The 23,166-nt window shown below is 68.4% G+C and carries 22 protein-coding genes; 10 read left to right on the top strand and 12 right to left on the bottom strand.

Features of this window, described 5'->3' with window-relative positions:
* Positions 1–61: 61 nt before the first annotated feature.
* From FBZ90_RS24345 to FBZ90_RS24390, 10 genes are all read right to left on the bottom strand, one after another.
* On the bottom strand, positions 62–1,759 hold the full coding sequence (locus tag FBZ90_RS24345; protein WP_186456019.1) for a methyl-accepting chemotaxis protein: 1,698 nt from the start codon (positions 1,757–1,759) through the stop codon (positions 62–64).
* A 381-nt stretch (positions 1,760–2,140) separates the two neighbouring features.
* Positions 2,141–2,488, bottom strand: a complete 348-nt coding sequence (locus tag FBZ90_RS24350) for a HesB/IscA family protein (RefSeq protein ID WP_145735712.1) — start codon at positions 2,486–2,488, stop codon at positions 2,141–2,143.
* Between the two features lie 15 nt (positions 2,489–2,503).
* Positions 2,504–2,893 (bottom strand): SUF system Fe-S cluster assembly protein, encoded by a 390-nt coding sequence (locus FBZ90_RS24355; RefSeq protein WP_145735714.1) that lies wholly within the window; start codon positions 2,891–2,893, stop codon positions 2,504–2,506.
* 5 nt (positions 2,894–2,898) lie between these two features.
* Positions 2,899–3,369 (bottom strand): Fe-S cluster assembly sulfur transfer protein SufU, encoded by a 471-nt coding sequence (gene sufU, locus FBZ90_RS24360; RefSeq protein WP_145735716.1) that lies wholly within the window; start codon positions 3,367–3,369, stop codon positions 2,899–2,901.
* Positions 3,369–4,634, bottom strand: a complete 1,266-nt coding sequence (locus FBZ90_RS24365) for a cysteine desulfurase (protein WP_145735717.1) — start codon at positions 4,632–4,634, stop codon at positions 3,369–3,371. The genes sufU and FBZ90_RS24365 overlap by 1 nt, the downstream gene beginning before the upstream one ends.
* Positions 4,635–4,638: 4 nt before the next feature.
* Positions 4,639–6,018, bottom strand: coding sequence for a Fe-S cluster assembly protein SufD (gene sufD, locus FBZ90_RS24370; protein WP_145735719.1), 1,380 nt, complete (start codon positions 6,016–6,018; stop codon positions 4,639–4,641).
* A gap of 12 nt (positions 6,019–6,030) precedes the next feature.
* Positions 6,031–6,783 carry a Fe-S cluster assembly ATPase SufC gene (sufC, locus tag FBZ90_RS24375; RefSeq protein WP_145735721.1) on the bottom strand — a complete coding sequence of 251 codons (753 nt, stop codon included), beginning with the start codon at positions 6,781–6,783 and terminating at the stop codon, positions 6,031–6,033.
* Between the two features lie 65 nt (positions 6,784–6,848).
* Complete coding sequence (gene sufB / locus FBZ90_RS24380; RefSeq protein WP_145735723.1) at positions 6,849–8,333, bottom strand: Fe-S cluster assembly protein SufB; 1,485 nt, start codon at positions 8,331–8,333, stop codon at positions 6,849–6,851.
* Positions 8,334–8,353: 20 nt separating this feature from the next.
* Positions 8,354–8,821, bottom strand: coding sequence for an SUF system Fe-S cluster assembly regulator (locus FBZ90_RS24385; protein ID WP_145735725.1), 468 nt, complete (start codon positions 8,819–8,821; stop codon positions 8,354–8,356).
* Between the two features lie 650 nt (positions 8,822–9,471).
* Entirely contained in the window at positions 9,472–10,434 is a 963-nt protein-coding gene (locus FBZ90_RS24390; RefSeq protein ID WP_145735727.1) for a LysR family transcriptional regulator, read from the bottom strand.
* A 166-nt stretch (positions 10,435–10,600) separates the two neighbouring features.
* On the opposite strand from FBZ90_RS24390, the gene wrbA reads away from it, so the two are divergent.
* From wrbA to FBZ90_RS24430, 8 genes are all read left to right on the top strand, one after another.
* Complete coding sequence (gene wrbA, locus FBZ90_RS24395; protein WP_145735729.1) at positions 10,601–11,203, top strand: NAD(P)H:quinone oxidoreductase; 603 nt, start codon at positions 10,601–10,603, stop codon at positions 11,201–11,203.
* Between the two features lie 190 nt (positions 11,204–11,393).
* A complete protein-coding gene (locus FBZ90_RS24400) occupies positions 11,394–11,777 on the top strand; it encodes a DUF423 domain-containing protein (protein WP_246130845.1) in 384 nt (127 codons plus the stop codon).
* Positions 11,774–12,004 (top strand): sulfurtransferase TusA family protein, encoded by a 231-nt coding sequence (locus FBZ90_RS24405; RefSeq protein WP_145735733.1) that lies wholly within the window; start codon positions 11,774–11,776, stop codon positions 12,002–12,004. The genes FBZ90_RS24400 and FBZ90_RS24405 overlap by 4 nt, the downstream gene beginning before the upstream one ends.
* A gap of 115 nt (positions 12,005–12,119) precedes the next feature.
* The gene (locus FBZ90_RS24410; RefSeq protein WP_145735735.1) at positions 12,120–13,049 is read left to right on the top strand and encodes a histone deacetylase family protein; all 930 of its coding nucleotides are present in this window, start codon (positions 12,120–12,122) and stop codon (positions 13,047–13,049) included.
* Between the two features lie 174 nt (positions 13,050–13,223).
* Positions 13,224–13,475 (top strand): exodeoxyribonuclease VII small subunit, encoded by a 252-nt coding sequence (locus tag FBZ90_RS24415; protein WP_145613231.1) that lies wholly within the window; start codon positions 13,224–13,226, stop codon positions 13,473–13,475.
* A 31-nt stretch (positions 13,476–13,506) separates the two neighbouring features.
* Positions 13,507–14,406: a polyprenyl synthetase family protein gene (locus tag FBZ90_RS24420; protein WP_145735737.1), complete on the top strand. Its 900-nt coding sequence runs from the start codon at positions 13,507–13,509 to the stop codon at positions 14,404–14,406.
* Between the two features lie 25 nt (positions 14,407–14,431).
* Positions 14,432–16,348 (top strand): 1-deoxy-D-xylulose-5-phosphate synthase, encoded by a 1,917-nt coding sequence (dxs, locus tag FBZ90_RS24425; RefSeq protein ID WP_145735739.1) that lies wholly within the window; start codon positions 14,432–14,434, stop codon positions 16,346–16,348.
* Positions 16,348–17,142 (top strand): TlyA family RNA methyltransferase, encoded by a 795-nt coding sequence (locus FBZ90_RS24430; RefSeq protein ID WP_145735741.1) that lies wholly within the window; start codon positions 16,348–16,350, stop codon positions 17,140–17,142. The genes dxs and FBZ90_RS24430 overlap by 1 nt, the downstream gene beginning before the upstream one ends.
* A 65-nt stretch (positions 17,143–17,207) precedes the next feature.
* Here the strand turns inward: FBZ90_RS24430 and FBZ90_RS24435 are convergent, their stop codons facing one another.
* Both FBZ90_RS24435 and sppA read right to left on the bottom strand, forming a co-directional pair.
* Complete coding sequence (locus FBZ90_RS24435; RefSeq protein ID WP_145735742.1) at positions 17,208–18,314, bottom strand: TerC family protein; 1,107 nt, start codon at positions 18,312–18,314, stop codon at positions 17,208–17,210.
* A gap of 133 nt (positions 18,315–18,447) precedes the next feature.
* On the bottom strand, positions 18,448–20,250 hold the full coding sequence (gene sppA, locus FBZ90_RS24440) for a signal peptide peptidase SppA (RefSeq protein ID WP_145735744.1): 1,803 nt from the start codon (positions 20,248–20,250) through the stop codon (positions 18,448–18,450).
* A 187-nt stretch (positions 20,251–20,437) separates the two neighbouring features.
* Between sppA and pabB the strand changes: the two genes are divergently transcribed.
* On the top strand, positions 20,438–21,982 hold the full coding sequence (gene pabB / locus FBZ90_RS24445) for an aminodeoxychorismate synthase component I (protein ID WP_145735746.1): 1,545 nt from the start codon (positions 20,438–20,440) through the stop codon (positions 21,980–21,982).
* Complete coding sequence (locus FBZ90_RS24450; protein WP_145735748.1) at positions 21,979–22,782, top strand: aminotransferase class IV; 804 nt, start codon at positions 21,979–21,981, stop codon at positions 22,780–22,782. Before pabB ends, FBZ90_RS24450 begins: the two co-directional genes overlap by 4 nt.
* Positions 22,783–23,166 lie beyond the last annotated feature (384 nt).

A 23,166-nucleotide genomic window follows, 5' to 3' on the forward strand; every position in this document is an offset into this window, starting at 1 on the left:
ACGAACGAAGGGCCCGGCCGTTGCCGGCCGGGCCCTGTCGCAGGCGTGGGTGACGCTACCGTCAGGCGGTGCGGAGGACGGACAGGAAGCTGTTGACCTGGGTGCGCAGGGCGCCGGCGTCGGTGGACAGGCGGCCGGCGGTGCCCAGCATCTGGGTGGCGGCCCCGCCGGTGTGGGTCGCGGCCTCGGTCACGCCGGAGATGTTGGAGGCGATCTCCGTGGTGCCGACGGCGGCCTGCTGCACGTTGCTGGCGATCTCGCGGGTGGCGGCCCCTTGCTCCTCCACCGCGGAGGCGATGGTGCTGGCGATCTCGTTGATGCGGACGATGGTGCTGGCGATGCTGGTGATGGAGGTGGCGGCGTCGCCGGTGGCGGACTGGATGGCGGAGATCTGGGCGGAGATTTCCTCCGTCGCCTTGGCGGTCTGGTTGGCCAGGCTTTTGACCTCCGACGCCACGACGGCGAAGCCCTTGCCGGCGTCACCGGCCCGCGCCGCCTCGATGGTGGCGTTCAGGGCCAGCAGGTTGGTTTGCCCCGCGATGGTGGAGATCAGGGTCATGACCTCGCCGATGCGGTTGGCGGCCTGGACCAGGAACTCGACCTTGGCCTGGGTGCGGCTGGCCTCATCGACGGCCTCACCGGCGATGGCGGTGGAGCGGGTGACCTGCTGGCCGATCTCGTTGATGGAGGCGGTCAGCTGCTCGGCGGCGGCGGCCACGGTGTGGACGCTTTGCGAGGCCTCTTCCACCGCGCCGGCGGCGGAGGTGACCTGGCGGGTGGTCTGCTCGGCGGTGGCGGACAGGCTCTGGGCGGCCTGTTCCATCTCGGCGGCGGAGGAGGAGACGCCGTTGACCACGCCCATCACGGTGCGCTCGAAATCGTTGGCCAGGCGTTCCATGGCCTGGCGCTTCTCCGCCTCGGCACGGGCCTTGGCCGCGGTCTGCTCGGCCTCCAGCCGGCGGACGGCCAGGGCGTTGTCCTTGAAAATCAGCAGGGCCTGGGCCAGGGCGCCCACCTCATCCTTGCGGTCGGCGCCATGCACCTCGGTTTCCAGTTGGCCGTCGGCGATGGCACTCATGGCGCCGGTGACGCGGCTGATGGGCCGGACGGTCAGGAAGATGACGATGGCGCCCATCAGGCCGAAGCTGGCGACCAGGCCCACACCGGCCAGAACGGACAGGGTGTTGCTGACGTTGTCGGTCAGAACGTCGGTGTCCACCTTGGCCTTATCCATGGCGGCCTGGTTGGCCTCCACCCGCTTCTGCAGGGCGTCCAGCATGGCGACGCGGGCGTCACGGGCGGCGCCCATGGAAATCTGGCTCGACAGGGCGTCGTCATTGCGCCGGGCGGCTTCGATCGACGGCTCATTAGCGGCGACATAGGCCTCCATCAGCCGTTTCAGGTTTTCGTTGATGGCGCGCCGCTCCGGCGTGTCCGCCAGCTTGATCAGCTTGTCGATGTTGGCCTGGGCCTGCGCCATCTTCTCGCGGTACAGCTTCTCGAACTTGGCCCGGTCGGCCTCGCTCTCCACGATGATCATGTTCTTGGCGTCCACGGTGCCGGCGTTCAGCAGGCCCTGGGTTTCCAGCGCCAGCGCTTGGCGGGTGGCGTCGACCTCGATGACGTGGTTGGTGGCGTCGTTCAGATCGTTCAAGCCCCGGCTGGCCATGACCACGATGCTCACGGCCACCGCCGCGATAATGCACAGGGGAATGGCCAGCTTCACGATCAGTTTCAGGTTGGCGAACCAGCGGATCATCGATCTCTCCAAATCAAGCGGCGGATGTGACATCCAGACTGCGTCACCTTGCCGCAACCCGCTTAATGGGGAGTTAATTTAGGGGCCGTTCCCCAAGTAACGTTTGGGCGTCTGGCGCTATCTTTCGTATAGAGGGGGCAATCATCCTGACGGCGAAAACATTCACCTGTAATGTGCCAATATAAGTGCGCGCCTAAAGGATAGGTGGATGATCCATCACTTGGGAATGAGAGCGATAATCAACGTTGGGGCGGCCGGTTTCGGAAATTTGCTTTAATTAATGGGCCCGCCCCGGGGCGCCGCTCTGCCCCGGAAAAGCGAAAGGGCGCGGCAGGGGTGTCCCGCCGTGCCCTGGGCGCCAAGTCTATAAGTGTCGGCCGGTCAGACCGTGAAGCTCTCGCCACAGCCGCAGCGGCCCTTTTCATTCGGGTTGGTGAAGACGAAGCCCGACTGGAACTTGTCCTCCTTGTAGTCCATCTCCGTGCCCAGCAGGAACATGGTGGAGGCGGGGTCCAGCAGCAGGGTCACGCCCTTTTCCTCCACCACTTCCTCGAACGGCTTCTTGGCGTCGGCGTATTCGACGAAATAGCTGAGGCCGGAGCAGCCGCGCGCCTTCACGCCGACGCGCAGGCCCACGGCCGGCGTCTCCCGCTGGGCCATGATCTCCTTCACCCGCGCGGCGGCGGCGTCGGTCAGGCTCATCGCTTTAGGGCGTTCCATGCGGCTCATGATTCTCTCCACACGTCAGAACATGTTGAGGGCGACGCGCGCCTCATCGGACATCAGGCTGGGGTTCCACGCCGGTTCCCACACCAGGTTCACGGTCACGTCCTTGACCCCGTCGACGGAGGCGACGACGCCCTGCACCTGGCCCGGCATCTCCCCGGCCACGGGGCAGCCCGGGGCGGTCAGGGTCATGTCGATCTCCACCTGGCCCTCCGCGTCGATGTCGCAGCGGTAGATCAGACCCAGCTCATAGATGTTCACCGGGATTTCGGGGTCGTAGACGGTCTTCAACGCCTCCGTCACGCGGTCCGCCAGGGGCGCGTCGGGGGGCAGCTTGTCCTCATCCGGGATGGTGGCCGGCGCCTGCAGGGTCACATCCGGCGCGATGGGCCGTTCCGTGGCAGACATCTCGCTTACTCCGTCGTCGTCTTGTCGTCGCCATGGATGGCGGCGTGCATGGTGTGCCAGGCCAGGGTCGCGCACTTGACGCGCATGGGGAATTCCCGCACGCCCGACAGCACGTCCAGCTTCTCCACCGCCTCCGGGTCCAGGGGGCCGTGGTCGGTGTGCTCGTGGTCGTCCTTGGTGCACATATCGTGGAAGTGGCCGAACAGCGCCTCGGCCTCCGCCTCCGTCTTGCCCTTCAGCGTCTCCGTCATCAGCGAGGCGCTGGCCTGGCTGATGGCGCAGCCACGGCCGTCGAAATGGGCGTCCTGCACCCGGCCGTCGGCGCCGATGGACAGGTAGACGTTGATCTTGTCGCCGCACAGCGGGTTCTCGCCCCGGGCCATGCGGTTGAAGTTTTCCGGCTTGCCGAAGTTCCGGGGATTCTTGCCGTGGTCCAGGATCACTTCCTGGTACAGGTCGCGCAGATCGTCGAACATCAGTTGAAGAACTCCCTCACCGCGCGCACGGCGTCCACCAGGGCGTCGGCCTCGGCCTCGGTGTTGTACAGGGCGAAACTGGCGCGGGCGGTGGCGCCCACGCCGAAGCGGTCCATCAGCGGCTCGGCGCAATGCCGGCCCACCCGCACCGCCACGCCGGCCCGGTCCACCAGGGTGCCGATGTCGTGCGGGTGCACGCCCTCGATGGTGAAGGACAGGATGGCCGCCTTGGTGGGCGAGGTGCCGATGAGGCGCAGGCCGGGGATGGCCCGCAGCTTTTCCGTGGCATAGGCCAGCAGGCGCTGCTCATGGGCATGGATGGCGTCCATGCCCAGGGCGGTGACATAGTCGATGGCGGCGCCGAAGCCGATGCCCTCCACGATGGGCGGCGTCCCGGCCTCGAACCGGTGCGGCACCTCGCGGAAGGTGGTCTCCTCGAAGGTCACCGTCTGGATCATGTCGCCGCCGCCCTGGTAGGGGGGCATGGACTCCAGCACTTCGGCCTTGCCGTACAGCACGCCGAAGCCGGTGGGGCCGTACAGCTTGTGCCCGGTCATGATGTAGAAGTCGGCGTCGATGGCCTGCACGTCCACCGGCATGTGCACCGCCGCCTGGCTGCCGTCGAACAGCACCTTGGCGCCGGCCGCGTGCGCCATGCGCGCGATCTCCGCCGCCGGCGTCACCGTGCCCAGCACGTTGCTGCCGTGGGTGATGGACACCAGCTTGACCTTGGGGCTTTTCAGCAGGTCGGCCAGCGCGTCCAGGTCCAGCGTGCCGTCGTCCAGCACCGGCGCCACCTTGATGACGATGCCGGTGCGGCTGCGCAGCAGCTGCCAGGGCACGATGTTGGCGTGATGCTCCATCACGCTCAGGATGATCTCGTCACCCGCCTTCAGGTGGGCGCCGCCCCAGCTGCTGGCCACCAGGTTGAAGGCCTCGGTGGCGCTGCGGGTGAAGACGATGGTGTCGGGGGAGGGCGCGTTCAGGAACGTGGCCGTCTTGACCCGCGTCGCCTCATACAGGTTGGTCGCCACCTGGGACAGGTAGTGCACGCCGCGATGGACGTTGCTGTAGTCGTGCGCCATGAAATGGGCCATGGCGTCGATGACCGCCCGCGGCTTCTGCGCGCTGGCGGCATTGTCCAGATAGACCAGCGGCTTGCCCGGACGGCCCGGCTTCTCATGCACCAGGCGCGTCAGGATGGGGAAATCCTGGCGGACCTTGTCCACGTCGTACGGCGCGTTGGTCAAGATGCGGGTGTCCATGAGGTCACTCCCCTAACACCGGGACGTCGGTGTCGACTGTGATGCCCGTCAGACGGCCGATGCGGTCCTGGATGCGGGCCGTCGCATAGGCGCGCAGGTGTGCGTCGCCGATCTCCTCCGCCACCTCATCCAGGAAGGCGGCGATCAGCAGGGCGCGGGCGGTGTCGGCCGGAATCCCCCGGGCGCGCAGGTAGAACAGCGCCTCTTCATCCAGCTCGCCGGCGGTGGCGCCGTGGCTGCACTTCACGTCGTCGGCGTAGATCTCCAGCTCGGGCTTGGCGTCGATCTCGGCCGTGTCGGACAGCAGCAGGGCACGGTTCAGCTGGTGGCCGTCCGTCTTCTGCGCGTCCGGCCGCACGATGATCTTGCCCTGGAACACGGCGCGACCCTTGCCGTCGATAACGCCCTTCACCACCTCGCGGCTGGTGCAGTTGGCGGCGACATGGTCGATCAGGCTGGTGAAGTCGGCATGCCGGCTGCCATCCACGCCATAGGCGCCGGAGACGCGGGTGCTGGCGCCCGACCCTTCCAGGCGCACCTGGACATCGGTGCGGGCCAGGCGGCCGCCGGTGGTCAGCACGAAGGTCTCATACGTGGCCGACGCCGCCACCGTGGCGGTGACGCTGGCCAGGTGCAGGGCGGCGTCATCCTCTTCCTGGAACTTGGCGTGGCGCAGGATGGCACCTTCGCCGACGCGCACGCCGCCGACGATGTTGGCGAACGTGGCGCCGCCACCCCGGGCCACGTGGTGCTCGGCCACCGTCACCTCGGCGCCGGCGGCCACGTCGATCAGCAAACGGGGGTGCCAGGCGCCGTCGGCGGCGGTGGCGACGAAGACGATTTCCACCGGCTGCGCCAGCGTCACGCCCTCACCCACGGTCAGCACCGCGCCCTCGGCCAGGAAGGCGCCGTTCAGGCCGACCAGGCCGCCCGACTGGCCACGGCCGGGATTGGGGCCGACGCGCAGGCCGGTGTCGGCCTTGGGCGCCGGAAAGCGCTCCAGCACTTCGGCCGCCGTGGCGGGGGAGGACTCGATCAGGCCGCGCAGGCTGTCCAGGGTGACGCCCGGGGGCAGGGTGCCCACGGCGGACAGGGCGGCGTTGAACACACCGTCCACGAACACCAAGCGGTGGGTCTTGCCCGGCGCCACGCTGGGGATATCGAAATCCGTGTTCGCGGCCGATTGCGCCGGGGCCAGGCTGACGCCGGCCAGGTCGCGCAGGTTGGTGTACTTCCAGCCCTCGACCTTGGTCGTGGGGATGCCGTCGGCCAGGAAGCGGGCATAGCCGTCGGCGCGCAGCCGGTCCAGGCCGGCGGCACCGGCGCCGGGCAGGCCGGGGCTCAGGGTTTCGTACAGGTCTTTCAGGGTGGCGATGGCGGCCATGGAACGCACCCCTCAGGCGGCTTCGGGCGAGCCGAATTCGGCATAGCCCTTGGCTTCCAGCTCCAGCGCCAGCTCCTTGCCGCCGCTGCGCACGATCTTGCCGTAGGCCAGGACGTGCACGTGGTCGGGCACGATGTAGCTCAGCAGGCGCTGGTAATGGGTGATGACCAGCATGGAGCGCTCGGGGCTCCGCAGGCTGTTCACGCCGTCGGCCACCAGCTTCAGGGCGTCGATGTCCAGGCCGCTGTCGGTTTCGTCCAGGATGGCGAAGCTGGGCTCCAGCATGGCCATCTGCAGGATGTCGTTGCGCTTCTTCTCACCGCCCGAGAAGCCGACGTTGACGGCCCGCTTGATCATGTCGTCGTTCATGTTCAAGGCCTTGGCCTTGGCGCGGATCAGCTTCAGGAACTGCATGGCGTCCAGCTCGGGCAGGCCCTTGTGCTTGCGCACGGCGTTCAGCGCCGTCTTCAGGAAGGTGGTGTTGGACACGCCGGGGATTTCCACCGGGTACTGGAAGGCCAGGAACACGCCCTCCGCCGCCCGCTCCTCGGTCTCCATGGCCAGCAGGTCCTTGCCCTGGAAGGTCACGGAACCCTCGGTCACCTCATAGCCGTCGCGGCCGGACAACACATAGGACAGCGTGCTCTTGCCCGAGCCGTTGGGCCCCATGATGGCATGCACCTCGCCCGGGTTGATGGTCAGGTTGATCCCTTTCAGGATTTCCTTGCCGTCGACGGTGGCGTGCAGGTTGCGGATTTCGAGCATTTGAAACGTTCCTTGAAACCGAATGTCGTGTGCAGCTTGGGTGGGTGGGGGCGGTTGCGGCGCCCTTACCCCACGCTGCCTTCCAGGCTGATGGCGACCAGCTTCTGCGCCTCGACCGCGAACTCCATGGGCAGCTCCTTCAGGACCTCCCGGCAGAAGCCGTTGACGATCAGGCCCACGGCGTCCTCTTCCGACAGGCCGCGGGCGCGGCAATAGAACAGCTGGTCCTCGCTGATCTTGGCGGTGGTGGCCTCATGCTCCACCCGGGCGGTGCGGTTGCGGCTCTCGATGTAGGGCACGGTGTGGGCCCCGCATTTGTCGCCGATCAGCAGGCTGTCGCACTGGGTGTAGTTCCGCGCGCCCTCGGCTTTGGGCAGGATGCGCACCAGGCCGCGATAGGTGCTCTGCGCCTTGCCGGCGGAGATGCCCTTGGCCACGATGGTCGACCGGGTGTTCTTCCCGATGTGGATCATCTTCGTGCCGGTGTCGGCCTGCTGGTAGTTGTTGGTGATGGCGACCGAATAGAACTCGCCCACCGAATTGTCGCCCTGCAGGATGCAGCTCGGGTACTTCCAGGTGATGGCGGAGCCGGTTTCCACCTGGGTCCAGCTGATCTTGGAATTCTTGCCGCGGCAGGCGCCGCGCTTGGTCACGAAGTTGTAGATGCCGCCCTTGCCGTTCTCATCGCCGGGATACCAGTTCTGGACGGTGGAATACTTGATGGTGGCGTCATCCATTGCCACCAGCTCCACCACGGCGGCGTGCAGCTGGTTCTCATCGCGCATGGGGGCGGTGCAGCCCTCCAGGTAGCTGACGTAGCTGCCCTCGTCGGCGATGATCAGCGTGCGCTCGAACTGCCCGGTGTTGGACGCGTTGATGCGGAAGTAGGTCGACAGCTCCATGGGGCAGCGCACGCCCTTGGGGATGTAGACGAACGACCCGTCGGTGAACACGGCGCAGTTCAGCGTGGCGTAGTAGTTGTCGGAGTAGGGGACGACGGAGCCCATGTACTTGCGCACCAGCTCCGGATGCTCGCGCACCGCTTCGGAGATGGAGCAGAAGATGATGCCCTTCTCCTCCAGCTTCTTCTTGAAGGTGGTGGCGACCGACACGCTGTCGAACACGGCGTCCACCGCCACGGCCGGCATGTCGCCGGCCCCCTCGACACCGGCGAGGATGGCCTGTTCCTTCAGCGGGATGCCCAGCTTCTCATAGGTGGCCAGCAGCTCGGGATCGACTTCGTCCAGGGACTTGGGCTTGTCCTTGGCGGCCTTCGGCGCGGCATAATAATGGCTGTCCTGATAGTCGATCTTGGGGAAGTCGACCATGGCCCAGGTCGGCTCCTCCATCGTCAGCCAATGGCGGTAGGCTTGCAGGCGCCATTCCAGCAGCCACTCCGGCTCCCCCTTCTTGGCGGAGATGAAGCGGACGATGTCCTCGTTCAGGCCCTTGGGCGCCAGGTCGGACTCGATCTCGGTCGTGAAGCCGTACTTGTACTTCTGCTCCGTGACGGCGCGGACCTGTTCGACGGTCTGTTCGGTGGCGGCCATGTTTTCGCTCTTCCTCGAAATCAAATAGCGTCGGCGGTGGCCGGCAGGGCCGGCGCCGCCTTGGGCAGGACGGGATCGGGGAACATCGGCCGGGCCATGTCGGCCAGGCTGACGCCCTCCAGCGCGCCACGGACGGCGCGGTTCACCCGGTCCCAGTTGCCCCGGCGGGGGCACAGGCTCTCCACCCCGCAGGCCCCGGGCGCCCCCTCGACACAGTCGGTCAGGGCGATGGGGCCGTCGATGGCGGCGATGATCTGGGCGACGTTGATGGCGTCCGGCGCACGCGCCAGGCGATAGCCGCCGGCGGCACCCCGGTGCGAGGCCATCAGGCCGTCACGGGCCAGCAGCTTCAGGATCTTGGACACGGTGGGGGCCGGCAGGCCGGTACGCTCCGCCAGCGAGACGGCGGTATGCGGGCCGCCATCCCCCTGCATCATCGCGGTCATCACCACGACGGCGTAGTCCGTCAATTTGCTCAGCCGGATCACGTGCTTTGGGGTCCTGTGCCTGTTGAAAAACTCGGCCCGGCAATCCGGACCAAATCAGTACCCTTTAAGTAGCCACTCCCCTTTCCATGTCAAGCGGGGATGTTTTGCGGCATATGAACCGCCCGGATGGGCGGGTTGCAGCAATAGCGGGTTCGCGGGCGGAGGTACCCCGGCGGACAAAGGTCAAGGGCGCAAGGGGCGGTCTGTTAACCCGGTATGACCTGGGCGGGCGGCCGCCGCGCCGCGGCATGCCGGAACGGCGTTTGACCCCGGCGGCGCCCAGGCGCACGCTTTGTTTCAGGAGGCGGGCGGCATAGCCCGCGCTTTCAACCGAACGAAACCCCCGGCATGGTGGGACGTCCGGAAACACGGTCGGATCTATCGCGGCAAAGCGGCCGCCCTGGATGCGGTTTCGAGGCTTTTGCCCATCCGACTGAGAAAAAACGGCGGACCAGGATGGATGCCCCCAGGGGCCCAAGCCTGATCCGCCGTTTTTAATATTGAGGGTTTGCCTTAGGCGCCGGCGGGGCATCCGCCCCTTGGCTATCCTCCCTTTTCAGTCCGCTACGCTCCCCGAAAAGGTCCGGCGGCCCCGGTCGGGGCCTTGTCGCTACGCTCCGTCGCGTCTTTTTCTGCCGCGCTGGGCTTCTCTAACCCAGCTTCAGGCCCACGTCCCAATAGGGGTTGGGGCCGAAGCGGTCGGCCAGGAAGTCGACGAAGACGCGCACCTTGGATGACAGGTGACGGTTGGCGGGGAAGACGGCGTTGATGGCGCTGCGCGTCACCGCCCATTCCTGCAGGATGGGAACCACCTTGCCCTCCGCCAGGGCCTTGCCGCAGATGAAGGTGGGCAGGGCGATGATGCCGACGCCGGCGCACGCCGCCTGCAGCAGCACGTCGCCGTTGTTGGCGCGCAGGCGGGAGTTCACCTTGACCAGGCGGGTGGCGGCATCCAGGTCGTGGTTGCCGCCACGCGGCGCCCCGGGGGTCAGCGGCGTGGTACGGAACAGCCATTGGGCCCCTTGCGGCAGGTTGGTGTAGACTAGGCAATCATGCTGGGCCAAGTCCTCCGGCGCGCGGGGCACGCCGCGCCGGGTCAGGTAGGCCGGGCTGGCCGCATGCACCAGCCGGGCGGGGCAGAGGCGGCGGGCCACCAGGGTGCTGTCCTTCAACTGTCCGATGCGGATCGCGACGTCATACCCCTCGTCCACCAGGTCGACGAAGCGGTCGTTCAAATCCATCTCCACCTCGATCGCCGGGAAGGCGGACAGGAAGTCGGCGATGGCGGGCGCCAGGTGCTGCATGCCGAACGTCATGGGCGCCGCCACCTTCAGCACGCCGCGCGGGGCGGCGTGCAGGCTGGCGACGGAACGGTCGGCGTCGTCCACGTCGGCCAGGATCTGCTGCACCCGGGCCAGGTAGGTCTCCCCCGCCTCGGTAAGGCTGATGCGCCGCGTGGTGCGGTTCAGCAGTCGGGCGCCCAGCCGTGCCTCCAGGTCCGTCATGCGCCGGCTGGCGGCGGAGCGGGACAGGCCCAGCTTGGCCGCCGCCACGGTGAAGCTGCGGGTTTCGGCCACGCGGGCGAACAGGGCCATGTCGTCCAGGCGGTCCATGTCAGGTCTCTCGCGGGCTGTGCCAGAATTGTTGCAAAAGGCGGAACAATTTTATGCCCAGTCGCCTGATTATCCGCAACGGGGAACGCGGGTATGGTTCCTTCATCGCAACGCCGCGCGCCACGCCCCGCACCAACGCCGGCTGAACCGTTTGATGGAGATGGCAATGGCCAAGGTTCTCGTCCTCTACTACAGCAGCTACGGTCATATCGAGACGATGGCCAAGGCCGTGGCCGAAGGGGCCGCGTCCGTGGCCGGCACCGAGGTGGTGGTGAAGCGCGTGCCGGAGCTGGTTCCGGCCGAGGTCGCGCAGAAGGCCGGCATCAAGCTGGACCAGGAGGCGCCCATCGCCACGGTGGATGAGCTGCCGCAGTACGACGCCATCATCTTCGGCACCCCCACCCGCTTCGGCATGATGGCCTCGCAGATGCGCAACTTCCTGGACCAGACGGGCGGCCTGTGGTTCAAGGGCGCGCTGATCGGCAAGGTGGGCAGCGTCTTCGCCTCCTCCGCCACCCAGCACGGCGGCCAGGAAAGCACCATCCTGTCCTTCCACACCACGCTGCTGCACCAAGGCATGGTGGTGGTGGGCCTGCCCTACAGCTTCCAGGGCCAGACCGACAATTCGCAGGTGACGGGCGGCAGCCCCTACGGCGCCACCACCATCGCCAACGGCGACGGCTCGCGCCAGCCCAGCGAGAACGAGCTGGCCGGCGCCCGCTTCCAGGGCGCCCATGTCGCGAAGATCGCCGCCAAGCTGGCCGGCTGATCTTAATAAAAGACGCAAGCGGCGGGCCGTCCCTTCCCAGGGGCGGCCCGTTCGCATTTCCGAGAACGCTTGCGGTTCCGGCGCCGCCGTCTCATATCCTGCCCCAGACGTTGGCCCAGGGTGTTGACCCAGGGTGTGAATGCGAAGGGGTGGGGGAATGCCCGCAAGGGACGCTTTGCCAGGGAACGTGTTGACAAGGGATGCCCGGCTGCGGGTGGTGGTCGCCGGCATCATCGGCGCGCTGGCGGTGGCGGCCGGCGCCTATGCCGTCCACGGCCTGGGTGCCGTGCGCGACGCCCACGCCGTCGGGCTGTGGCAGACGGCCAGCCAGTATCAATTGATGCACGCCGGGGTGACCGTGGCGGCGGCGCTGGGCGGGCAGGTGCTGCACCGGCGGCTGGCGGCGCTGGCGGGTTGGCTGTTCCTGCTGGGCTGTGTGCTGTTCGGCGGCGCCCTTTATGGCCTGGGCTGGTGGGGCCCCAGCCCGCTGGGCGCGGTGGCGCCGGTGGGGGGCATGAGCTTCATCCTGGGCTGGCTGCTCCTGGCCGCCGCGGCGCTGAAGGCCCCACGATGAACGCCCCGGATGCCCGCCTGGACGCCCGTGGCCTGGTTTGTCCCCTGCCGGTCCTGCGGGCGCGCAAGGCGCTGATGGCCATGGCGCCCGGGGCTGTTCTGACCCTGCTGGCCACCGATCAGGCCGCCCGGCGCGACGTTCCGGCCTTCTGCCAGTCGGCCGGCCATGTCCTGGTGGCGGTGGATGAGGCGGACGGGGTGCTGACCTTCACGATACGCCGGGCTTGAACCCCCTGATTTGGATCATTCTAGAGTCAGGACGCCGGTTAGGCACTGGCGGCCGATCCGCCGCATCGGTGATGATGCGGGCAATAATAAGCGGGCATGCGAGGAAACGGTCACCATGGCGACGGCGTTGTTCACCCACTGGTCCTGCCTGGAACATGAGACGGGACCGGGCCACCCGGAATGTCCGGCCCGCCTGTCGGCCGTGCTGCGCGCGCTGGATGCCGAACGCTTCCAATACCTGGACCGGCGGCAGGCGCCGCGCGCCACGCTGGACCAGATCGAGCGGGTGCACACGCCGGATCTGGTGGCCCGCCTGCAGGCCTCCATTCCCATCACCGGCATCGTGTCGCTGGATGGCGATACCGTCCTGTCCCCCGGCTCCTTCGAGGCGGCGTTGCACGCCGCCGGTGCCGTCTGCGCCGCCGTGGACGCGGTGATGGCGGGGGAGGTGCGCAACGCCTTCTGCGCCGTGCGCCCGCCGGGGCACCATGCCGAACCGGGCCAATCCATGGGCTTCTGCCTGTTCAACAATGTCGGCGTGGGGGCGGAGCATGCCCGCTTCGCCCATGGCCTGCGCCGGGTCGCCATCGTCGATTTCGACGTCCACCACGGCAACGGCAGCCAGACCCTGGCGGAGCACGACCCCGACCTGTTCTATGGGTCCACCCACGAATGGCCGCTCTATCCTGGCACCGGCGCCTTGGGCGACACGGGCGATTATGGGACGGTGGTGAACGTGCTGCTGCGCGCCGGCTCCACCGGGGCGGAGTTCCGCGAGGGCATGAAAACCCGCCTGCTGCCGGCCCTGGACGCCTTCGCCCCGGAACTTATCTTCATTTCCGCGGGTTTCGACGCCCACCGCGCCGATCCCTTGGCCGACCTGGGGCTGGTGGAGGATGATTTCGCCTGGATAACGGCGGAGATCGCGGCCCTGGCCGCCCGCCATTGCCAGGGCCGCTTGGTCTCCACCCTGGAAGGGGGCTATGATCCGATGGCGCTGGCGTCCTGTGTCGCCGCCCATGTGGGTACCCTGATGGAGGTTTGAGGCAGGCGGGGGACACACGCCCGCCACCCGTGGTAGGACAGCCTCCCGGCCACGATGCTTGCGGGCGGGGGCCGCCCGGTCCTACAGTCACCCGCGTGTGATTTGGACGCGCCCGTGCGCCCAGCCTGTTTTCCCGGCGTTGCCTGTTTCCCTCGCGTTGATAGTGGACCCTTCATGACCGAACTGACCTTGCCGGCCGATATCAAGGCCATGAGCTTCGAGGACGCCTTGGGTGAGCTGGAGCGTATCGTGCGCCAGCTGGAGGACGGCAAGGCCAAGCTGGACGACGCCATCGGTTTTTATGAGCGCGGCACGCTGCTGAAACGCCATTGCGAGGGCAAGCTGCGGGAGGCGCAGGAAAAGGTCGACCGCATCACCCTGGGCGGCGACGGAACGGTGGGCATGGAGCCGGCCCGCATCGACTAAGCCCGTACCCTTACGCCCTGAGTGTGCCCTGATGCCCAGCCTGCCCAAAACCCTTACCGTCGCCATGGCGGACACCGTCGAACAGGTGGAAACCGCCATCGACATCCTGCTGCCCCGTAGCAGCATGGCGGAAGCCAAGCTGTATGAGGCCATGCGCTATGGTTGCCTGGGCGGGGGCAAGCGGCTGCGGCCCTTCCTGGTCATGGAAAGCGCCCGCCTGTTCGGCGTCAGCCCGGCCTGCGCCCTGCGGGTGGCGGCGGCGGTGGAGTTCGTCCACTGCTATTCCCTGGTCCATGACGACCTGCCGGCCATGGACGACGCCAGCCTGCGCCGGGGGCGGCCCACCGTGCACCGGGAGTTCGACGAGGCCACCGCCATCCTGGCGGGCGACGCCCTGCTGACCGCGGCGTTCGAGGTGCTGACCGATGCCGAGACGCATGAGGATCCGCGCGTGCGCTGCGCCCTGGTGTCGGCGCTGGCCAAGGCGTCCGGCCCGCGCGGCATGGTCGGCGGCCAGATGCTGGACCTGATCGCGGAAACCCAGTCCCTGGACATCGGCGCCATCACCCGGCTGCAGCGGATGAAGACCGGCGAGCTGATCGCCTTCTCCGCCACGGCCGGCGCCATCCTGGGCCGCGCCTCCCCGCCGCAATTCCACGCCCTTCAGGCCTACGCCCATGATCTGGGCCTGGCCTTCCAGATCGCCGACGACCTTCTGGACGTGGAAGGGACGGAGGCAGAGACCGGCAAGTCCGTGGGCCGTGACAAGCCGGCGGGCAAGGCGACCTTCGTGTCCATCCTGGGGCTGGACCGGGCGCGCGATCAGGCCGGCCGCCTGGCCGACCAGGCCACCCGCCACCTGGAGATTTTCGAGGGCCGGGCGTCGATGTTGCAGGCGGTGGCGCGCTTCGTTGTGGATCGGCGATCTTAAGAAAAGTTTGATTGGGAGCCGATGAATGGCGACGAAGACCCCGTTGTTGGACCAGTGTCCGACGCCTGACCGTTTGCGCGCGCTGCGTCCAGAGCAGCTGCGCCAGGTTGCGGACGAGCTGCGTTCCGAGACCATCGACGCGGTGTCGGTGACGGGTGGTCACCTGGGCGCCGGCCTGGGTGTGGTGGAACTGACGGTGGCGCTGCACTATGTGTTCGACACGCCGGCGGACCGCATCATCTGGGACGTGGGTCACCAGGCCTATCCGCACAAGATCCTGACGGGCCGGCGCGACCGCATCCGCACGCTGCGGCAGGGCGGGGGGCTGTCTGGCTTCACCCGCCGGTCGGAGAGCGAGTACGACCCGTTCGGGGCGGCGCACAGCTCCACCTCCATCTCCGCCGGCCTGGGCATGGCGGTGGCCCGCGACCTGGCGGGCGGGAACAATCACGTCATCGCCGTGATCGGCGACGGGTCGATCTCCGCCGGCATGGCCTATGAGGCGATGAACAACGCCGGCGCCCTGGGCTCGCGCCTGGTGGTGATCCTGAACGACAACGACATGTCGATCGCGCCGCCGGTAGGTGCCGTGTCGGGCTATCTGGCCAAGCTGGTCAGCAGCAGCCAGTACCGCCACCTGCGCAACATCGGCCGCCAGGTGGCGGAACACCTGCCCCGTCCGCTGCAGAACGCGGCGCGCCGGGTGGAGGAATACGCCCGGGGCATGGTCATGGGCGGGACGCTGTTCGAGGAGCTGGGCTTCTATTACGTCGGGCCCATCGACGGTCATGACCTGGACCAGCTGGTGCCCATCCTGGAGAACATCCGGGATGAGCCGAACGGCCGCCCGGTGCTGATCCACGCGGTGACGCAGAAGGGCAAGGGCTACGCGCCGGCCGAAGCGTCGGCGGACAAGCTGCACGCGGTGGGACGGTTCGACGTGGTGACGGGCGCCCAGGCCAAGGCCAAGGCGAACGCGCCGACCTATACCCGTGTCTTCGCCGACGCCCTGATGAAGGAGGCCAAGGCCGACGACAAGGTGGTGGCGATCACGGCGGCGATGCCGTCGGGCACGGGCCTGGACCTGTTCGGCCAGGCCTTCCCCACGCGCACCTTCGACGTGGGCATCGCTGAGCAGCACGCTGTGACCTTCGCCGCCGGCATGGCCACGGAGGGCTACAAGCCCTTCGTGGCCATCTACTCGACCTTCCTGCAGCGCGGCTATGACCAGCTGGTGCATGATGTGTCGATCCAGAACCTGCCGGTGCGCTTCGCCATGGACCGGGCGGGCCTGGTGGGAGCGGACGGCGCCACGCACGCCGGCGCGTTCGACCTGGCCTATCTGTGCTGCCTGCCCAACATGGTGGTGATGGCGGCGGCGGACGAGGCGGAGCTGGTGCACATGGTGGCGACCAGCGTGGCCTACGACGCCGGCCCCATCGCGCTGCGCTATCCGCGCGGCGAGGGCGTGGGCGTGGAGATGCCGGAGAAGGGCGAGATTCTGCCCATCGGCAAGGGCCGCATCGTGCGTGAGGGCAACACGGTGGCCATCCTGAGCCTGGGCACCCGCCTGGGCGAGGCCTTGAAGGCGGCCGAGGACCTGGCGGTGCGGGGCCTGTCGACGACGGTGGCGGACGCGCGCTTCGCCAAGCCGATCGACAAGGAACTGGTGCGTCGCCTGGCGGTTGAGCACGATGTGCTGGTGACCATCGAAGAAGGCTCGGTGGGCGGCTTCGGCGCCCAGGTCATGCAGTTCCTGGCGGAGGAGGGGCTGTTCGACACCGGCCTGAAGTTCCGCCCCATGGTGCTGCCCGACCACTATCAGGAACACGACAACCCGGCCAAGCAGTATGACGAGGCCGGCCTCAACGCCAACGGCATCGTCGATACCGTCATCAAGGCGCTGGGCAGTCAGGCGGCGGCGCGGACGCCCAACGCCTGATGTCGGAGGAAAGCCCGCAGAAGGCTCAAGAGCCTGGTAAGAAGCCGGGCCAAAAGCCTGGCAAGATCCGGGTGGACCAGGCCCTGGTGGAACGCGGCCTGGTGGAAAGCCGCGCCCGGGCCCAGGCGCTGGTGCTGGCCGGCCTGGTCTATGCCGACACCTTGCGCATCGACAAGCCGGGCCAGACCATTCCCGCCGACAAGCCCCTGACCCTGAAGGGCCAGGATCACCCCTGGGTGTCGCGCGGCGGGCTGAAGCTGGTGCATGGCCTGGATCATTTCGGGTTCGATCCAAAAGGCGTGACCGCCATCGATGTGGGCGCCAGCACCGGCGGCTTCACCGACGTGCTGCTGACCCGGGGGGCCGCCAAGGTCTATGCCGTGGATGTCGGCCATGGTCAGTTGGCGTGGAAGCTGCGCACGGATCCGCGCGTGGTGGTCATGGAAAAGACCAATGCCCGGCACCTGACGGCCGCCGACATCCCCGATCCCATTGGCATGGTGGTGTGCGACGCCAGCTTCATCGGCCTCGCCACCGTGCTGCCGGCGGCCCTGGATTTGGTTCAGCCCGGTGGCGCGCTGGTGGCCCTGATCAAGCCGCAGTTCGAGGTGGGCAAGGGCCGCGTGGGAAAGGGCGGCGTGGTGCGCGAGCCGGAACTGCACCAGGAGGTTTGCGACGCCGTCGTCGCCTGGCTGTCGGCCCGTCCCGGCTGGACCGTCCTGGGCGTGGACCCCAGCCCTATCCTGGGGCCCGAGGGCAACAAGGAATTCCTGATCGGCGCCCGGCGGGATTGATACGAGCGGCATGAGATTCATGCCGCTCTAGGCCCCGACTGGGGCCGCCCAGAGCTTGAGGGCGCCTAAGCTAGCAGCTTCAGCGCATCGGCCGGGGTGGCGACGCCCAGCACTTGGCCTTGCGCGTCCATGACCACCACCAGTTCCGCCCCCATGTCGCGCATCAGGGCCAGCACCGACCGTGCCGACTGATCCGGTCGGGCCACCACGGGGGCCAGGGCCTCGTCGCCCGTGACCATTTCCCCCGCCATCACCCGCTTCACCAGGTCATGGCTGGCGGCGAAGCCCAGCACGGTGTCCAGGCCATCGCGGCCCAGGATGACGTGGCTGTGGTTCAGCGCCAGGACCGCCTCGCGCACCTCATCCTGGCCTGCCGACAGATCCACCCATTCCACGGCGTCGCGCGGGGTCATCACTGTGGCGATGGTGGCCTCGCCCGGGGCGGCGGCGCCCGGCTTGGCCTGCTTGCGCCGGCCGATCTGGTTGGCGGCCTCGATCAGGATGGAAAAGCCGATGGCGGCGTAGAGGTAGCCCTTAGGGATATGCAGGCCCAGGCCTTCCGCCACCAGGCTGAAGCCGATCATCAGCAGGAAGCCCAGCCCCAGGATGATGACGGTGGGATGGCGGGAGATGAAGGCCATCAGCGGCTTGGACGCCACCAGCATGACCACCATGGCGATGCAGACGGCGGCCACCATGACCGGCAGTTCGTCGACCATGCCGACGGCGGTGATGACGCTGTCCAGCGAGAACACGGCGTCCAGCAGCACGATCTGCACCACCGCGCGCCAGAAGGCGTTGGCGGCGGTGCCGGCCTTGGGGCCGTGGTGCGCCGCCCCGCCCTCCAGCCGCTCATGCAGCTCCATCGTGCCCTTGGCCAAGAGAAAGGCGCCACCTAAGACCAGGATGAGGTCGCGGCCCGAGAGCGGGAAGCCGGCGACGCTGAACAGCGGCTCGGTCAGCGTCACGATCCAGGAGATGGAGAACAGCAGCAGCAGGCGCATGATCAGCGCCAGCGACAGGCCCACCAGGCGCACGCGGTTGCGCTGCTCCGCTGGCAGCTTGTCGGCGACGATGGCGATGAAGACCAGATTGTCGATGCCGAGGACGACTTCGAGGGAGACCAGGGTCAGCAGCCCGAGCCAGATGCCGGGATCGGCAAGGAAGTCCATCAGGGGGGGGCCTGTTCGTTGTGAGCCTGTGAGATAGGGACGATTTGTCGCACCTGCCAGGGCAAGTCGCGCAAATTCAACAGAAAGCCCCCGGCCGGTGCAACCGGGCCGGGGGCTTTCCCATCATCATCGGTCAGCGGACCGGGCTGTTGACGCTGAGGTCCGGCATCATCAGCACCTGCTCCTGGCGCTTGGCTGCGCGGACGAGGGGCTGGGCCATGTCCAGCAGGGGGCCGTAGTCGGCCAGCACCTTTTCCGCCCCGCGCGTCTCGGCCACGCGGGCCATTTCCGCCGCCGCGTTGCCGTTGAACAGATCCATCACCAGCTCGTACCCGGTCTTGGGCTTGGGGAACTGGACGATGTGCAGGTTGGCGTTGCTGGGGATGCCCGCCACCTGGCGCACCTGCTGCAGGGCGATGTCGTAGCCGCCCAGGGCGTCCACTAGGCCCAGATCCTTGGCCTGGCGGCCGGTGTAGACGCGGCCCTTGGCCACCTGGCGCACCTTCTCGATATCCAGCTTGCGGCCCTTGGCCACGCCGTCGGTGAACTGGGTGTAGATGGCGTCCAGCATGGCGTCCTGGCGGGCGGCCTCGCTGTCAGTGTAGGGGCTGGCCGGGCTCCAGATCGTGGCGTTGGCGCCGCGCGACACCTGGTCCACGCCCACGCCCAGCTTGTCGGCCAGGCCCTTGGCCACGAATTTGCCGCCCAGAACGCCGATGGACCCGGTCAGGGTGCCCGGCAGGGCGACGATGCGGTCCGCGTCCATGGCCACCCAATAGCCGCCGGACCCGGCCACGTCGCCCATGGAGATGACCACCGGCTTGCCGGCCTTGCGCGCCCGGTCCACGGCATGGCGCACGGTTTCGGAGCCCACGGGGCTGCCGCCCGGGCTGTTGACCCGGAACAGGATGGCCTTGACGTTGGGCTGGTCGATGGCGGTGTCGAAAGCGTCGGCGATGCGGTTGGCGGCGAAGGAGGGTTCGTCGCTGAAGCCGCCACCGCCCTTGCCGCCGCGCACGATCTCACCCTCGCCCACGATCAGGGCGACGGTGGGGCCGTCCTGGAAGGCGGAGCCGGCGATCTTGCCGTAGGTCAGCAGGTCCACCGTGTCGGCGCCTGCCGCCTTGCCGCCGGCCCGTTCCTTGGCGGCGGTTTCCACCTCATCGAAATAGCCCAGCTTGTCCACCAGCTTGGACGCCAGCGCCTCGCTGTCCAGCAGGGGGGCGTGGTCGATGGCGGCCTTGACCGCATCGGGGTTCAGATGGCGGCCGTCGGCGATGCCCAGCACCATCTGGTCATACAGGTCGCCGGCCAGGCTTTCCGTCATCTCGCGGTTGGCCGGGGTGGCCTGCTTCTCGGCGAAGGTTTCGGCCGCGGTCTTGTAGTCGGCGCGCTTGGAGATCTGCGGCTGGATGCCGATGCTGTCCAGGGCGCCGCGGAAGAAGGTCTGGGTGACGGCGACGCCGGTGATGCCCACCGTGCCCACGGGCTGCAGCCAGACCTGGTCGAAGGCGCTGGCCAGGTAGTAGGGGCTCATGCCGCTGCCGCCATCGCCATAGCTTTCCGCGTAGATGTAGGCGAATCGACCTGTGGCGCGGAAGCGCGCGATGGCGTCACGCAGTTCCTGGGTGGTGCCGATGCCCTGGCTGGCGTTGCCGACCTTGGCGACCAGGCCCTTCACCTTGGGGTCGCGGCTGGCCTGCTCCAGCGCGTCGATGACCTCGCGCACGCTGCCATGGCGGCTGGCGATGAGGCTGGACCACCCGTCCTCGCCCGGCGCCTCGGGTAGGGGCCGCTCGAAGTTGAACTCCAGCACCACGGACTGGGGCAGGGTGGGCTGCTTGTCCTTCGCCTTGATGGCCAGCAGGATCAGCCCCGCCGTCAGCAGGACGCCGAACAGGCCGATAAGGGCGAACAGACGAACGATGAAACGCATGGACGCGGTTCCTGGAAGCCGTAAAATCCAGAGGCCATACCACCACAGCGCGTGAGCCTTGCCAAGGCGGCCGGGCGGTAGGGCCGGCTAAGCGGACCCTTTCCTTTCGGTCCATTCCTTTCGCCCATTCCTTTCGGCTGAACCGGCGTTGGCGAAGCGGGGGCGACGGGGGTAAGGTCCGGCCACCATGACACCCCATGACCCCGCGCTCCCTGGCGGCATCGTCGCCCTGGAAATTCCCCTGGCCGATCCGGTGGCGGTCTATGCCCGGCTGAGCGGCCTGGATCGGCCCTTCCTGCTGGACGGGGGCGCCGCCGACCTGGCCCGCGCCCGCTACAGCTATGTCGGCGCCGCGCCCCATGCCTGGGTGGAGTGTGTGGGGGGTGCCGTCACGGTGGATGGGCGCCCGGTGCCGGGCGATGCCCTGGGTGTGCTGGCCGCGCTGCTGAAGGCGGGACGGGAGGTGTTGGACGTCGCCACGGGGCCTGCCGGCCTGCCCCCTTTCCGGGGCGGCGCGGTCGGCTTCCTGGGCTATGAGCTGGGCGGCCAGTTGGAGACGCTGCCGCCTCCCCATGACGATGGGGTGGCGTTGCCGGACATGGCGGTCGGCTTCTATGATCGCATCGTCGCCATCGACCATGCCGAGGGCCGCGCCTGGGTGCTGTCCTCCGGCCTGCCGGAGCGCGATGCCGTGGCCCGTCGGCAGCGGGCGGAGGAGGGCGCGCGGCACTGGGCGGCCCTTCTGGGGGCGGCCCTTCTGGAAGCGCCGCCCCTGGGGGCAACGCCGCTGGCGGTGCCGACCTCCAGCGCCGGGCCCTGCCTGCTCGCCCCCGGTTGGCGCGCGGGGTGGAGCCGGGCGGCGCATGAGGCCGCCGTGGCCCGTACGGTCGACTACATCGCCGCCGGTGACATCTACCAGGCCAACATCACCCAGCGCTTCCTGGCCCGGTTGGCGCCGGGGGTGACGCCGCTGGACCTCTACACCCGCGTTCGCCCCCGGGCGGCGGCCCCGTACTCCGCCCTGCTGGACCTGGGACCGGATGAGCGGGGGGCCAGCCGGGCCATCGTGTCCGTATCGCCGGAGCGTTTTCTGGCCGTGGACGCGGCGGGCGCGGTGGAGACACGGCCCATCAAGGGCACGCGTCCCCGCGACACCGATCCCGTCCGTGATGCCGCCCTGGCGGCCGAGTTGCTGGGGTCGGCCAAGGACAGGGCGGAAAACCTGATGATCGTCGACCTCATGCGCAATGACCTGTCGCGGGTGTCGGTCGTGGGCTCCGTCGCCGTGCCCACGCTGTGCGGCTTGGAAAGCTACCGCACCGTCCACCACCTGGTCAGCGTGGTCACGGCCCGGTTGGCCGCCGGCCAGGGCGCCCTCGACCTGTTGCGCGCCACCTTCCCGGGGGGCTCCATCACCGGGGCCCCCAAGATCCGCGCCATGGAGATCATCCATGAGTTGGAGCCGGCGCGGCGCGGTCCTTACTGCGGCTCCGTCCTCTGGCTGGGATGGGACGGCGCCATGGACAGCAGCATCATCATCCGTACCCTGGCCGTTGCCGGTGACGAGGTGGTGGTGCAGGCCGGCGGGGGAATCGTCGCCGACAGCGACCCGGCGGCGGAGTACGAGGAAAGCCTGGTCAAGGCCCGCGCGCTGCTGACGGCGCTGGATCCGGATATGGCCTGGCCGCCGGTGCCCGCAGCCTGCCCCGTGCAGGGGAGTGCGGCGGCATGAGCGGCCTGGTCTGGCTGAATGGCGGCCTGCAAGCGGCCGCGTCTGCCGGCATCGCCGTCAGTGACCGCGGCTTCCTGCTGGGCGACGGGGTGTTCGAGACGCTGCGCTGGCGGGGTGGGGCCGTGGTGCGCCTGGAGGCGCATCTGGCCCGCTTGGCCCGGGGTGCCGCCGTGCTGGGGCTGCCTCTGCCGCCGCCCACCACCCTGGCGGCGGCGCTGGCCGACACGGCCACCGCCAACGGCTTGGTGGACGGCGCGCTGCGCCTGACGGTCAGCGCGGGGCCGGGGGTCCGGGGGCTGCCCCGCCCGGCGACGCCCACACCCACCGTCCTGGTGACGGCCGCGCCGTCCGGGCCGGCGTTGGCCCCCGCCCGTGTCTTGATCGCCACCGTCACCCGGCGCAATGAGCACTCCCCCCTCAGCGGGATCAAGAGCCTCGCCTACCTGGACCAGATCCTCGCCCGCAATGAAGCGGCGGCGCGGGACGCCGATGACGCGCTGCTGTTGAACACCGTGGGCCATGTGGCGTGCGCCACCGCCGCCACCCTGTTCGCGGTCCTGGACGGGGCCCTGGTGACGCCGCCCTTGGCCTCCGGCGCCTTGCCGGGCACGCGCCGCGCCGCTCTCCTGGCCGCCTTGGGCGGGGAAGAGCGGATTTTGGCGCCGTCGGATCTCAGGCGGGCGACAGAGCTGTTCCTCACCTCCAGCCTCATGGTGCGTCCCGTGGTGGCGGTCGACGGCCAGACCGTGGGGGAGGGCAGACCTGGCCCTGTGACTGCGGCGGCTCTCAGTCAGGCGTGATGCGTTTTGCATGTATCAACGCAATGATAACCGCTGACCCTATCCATAAGGCTCGATGCGCGATGCATCAACGGGGGTAGCCCGCAAGGGGGTATCGCCCCGCATCACTTTCAGCCACGCGGCGGATTATTGGCTAATGAATTGTTATTAAATTAATTTTCCTATTTGGCTGGAGGTGTGGCCCCTCACTTGGCATGCCGAGTGCTTATAACCAGGCATGAACAAGCCCGGGCGCCGAAGCCGCCCCCCGAACCGATAGGAACCTCTGCCATGATCCGCCGCATCGCCACCGCCGCCGCCACCGCCGCCCTGGTCTCCAGCGCCCTGTTCGCCGCCCCCGCCTTCGCCGCCGCCGGCACGTCGGGCACCATCCAGCTGAACAGC

Source organism: Nitrospirillum pindoramense (assembly GCF_007827955.1).
In the GTDB taxonomy this organism is placed as follows: domain Bacteria; phylum Pseudomonadota; class Alphaproteobacteria; order Azospirillales; family Azospirillaceae; genus Nitrospirillum; species Nitrospirillum amazonense_B.

Bases quoted from the DNA above. Each gene is read 5' to 3' on its own strand.
- FBZ90_RS24345 (WP_186456019.1), bottom strand. From the start codon at position 1,759: ATGATCCGCTGGTTCGCCAACCTGAAACTGATCGTGAAGCTGGCCATT.
- FBZ90_RS24350 (WP_145735712.1), bottom strand. From the start codon at position 2,488: ATGAGCCGCATGGAACGCCCTAAAGCGATGAGCCTGACCGACGCCGCC.
- FBZ90_RS24355 (WP_145735714.1), bottom strand. From the start codon at position 2,893: ATGTCTGCCACGGAACGGCCCATCGCGCCGGATGTGACCCTGCAGGCG.
- sufU (WP_145735716.1), bottom strand. From the start codon at position 3,369: ATGTTCGACGATCTGCGCGACCTGTACCAGGAAGTGATCCTGGACCAC.
- FBZ90_RS24365 (WP_145735717.1), bottom strand. From the start codon at position 4,634: ATGGACACCCGCATCTTGACCAACGCGCCGTACGACGTGGACAAGGTC.
- sufD (WP_145735719.1), bottom strand. From the start codon at position 6,018: ATGGCCGCCATCGCCACCCTGAAAGACCTGTACGAAACCCTGAGCCCC.
- sufC (WP_145735721.1), bottom strand. From the start codon at position 6,783: ATGCTCGAAATCCGCAACCTGCACGCCACCGTCGACGGCAAGGAAATC.
- sufB (WP_145735723.1), bottom strand. From the start codon at position 8,333: ATGGCCGCCACCGAACAGACCGTCGAACAGGTCCGCGCCGTCACGGAG.
- FBZ90_RS24390 (WP_145735727.1), bottom strand. From the start codon at position 10,434: ATGGACCGCCTGGACGACATGGCCCTGTTCGCCCGCGTGGCCGAAACC.
- wrbA (WP_145735729.1), top strand. From the start codon at position 10,601: ATGGCCAAGGTTCTCGTCCTCTACTACAGCAGCTACGGTCATATCGAG.
- FBZ90_RS24405 (WP_145735733.1), top strand. From the start codon at position 11,774: ATGAACGCCCCGGATGCCCGCCTGGACGCCCGTGGCCTGGTTTGTCCC.
- FBZ90_RS24410 (WP_145735735.1), top strand. From the start codon at position 12,120: ATGGCGACGGCGTTGTTCACCCACTGGTCCTGCCTGGAACATGAGACG.
- FBZ90_RS24415 (WP_145613231.1), top strand. From the start codon at position 13,224: ATGACCGAACTGACCTTGCCGGCCGATATCAAGGCCATGAGCTTCGAG.
- FBZ90_RS24420 (WP_145735737.1), top strand. From the start codon at position 13,507: ATGCCCAGCCTGCCCAAAACCCTTACCGTCGCCATGGCGGACACCGTC.
- dxs (WP_145735739.1), top strand. From the start codon at position 14,432: ATGGCGACGAAGACCCCGTTGTTGGACCAGTGTCCGACGCCTGACCGT.
- FBZ90_RS24430 (WP_145735741.1), top strand. From the start codon at position 16,348: ATGTCGGAGGAAAGCCCGCAGAAGGCTCAAGAGCCTGGTAAGAAGCCG.
- FBZ90_RS24435 (WP_145735742.1), bottom strand. From the start codon at position 18,314: ATGGACTTCCTTGCCGATCCCGGCATCTGGCTCGGGCTGCTGACCCTG.
- sppA (WP_145735744.1), bottom strand. From the start codon at position 20,250: ATGCGTTTCATCGTTCGTCTGTTCGCCCTTATCGGCCTGTTCGGCGTC.
- pabB (WP_145735746.1), top strand. From the start codon at position 20,438: ATGACACCCCATGACCCCGCGCTCCCTGGCGGCATCGTCGCCCTGGAA.
- FBZ90_RS24450 (WP_145735748.1), top strand. From the start codon at position 21,979: ATGAGCGGCCTGGTCTGGCTGAATGGCGGCCTGCAAGCGGCCGCGTCT.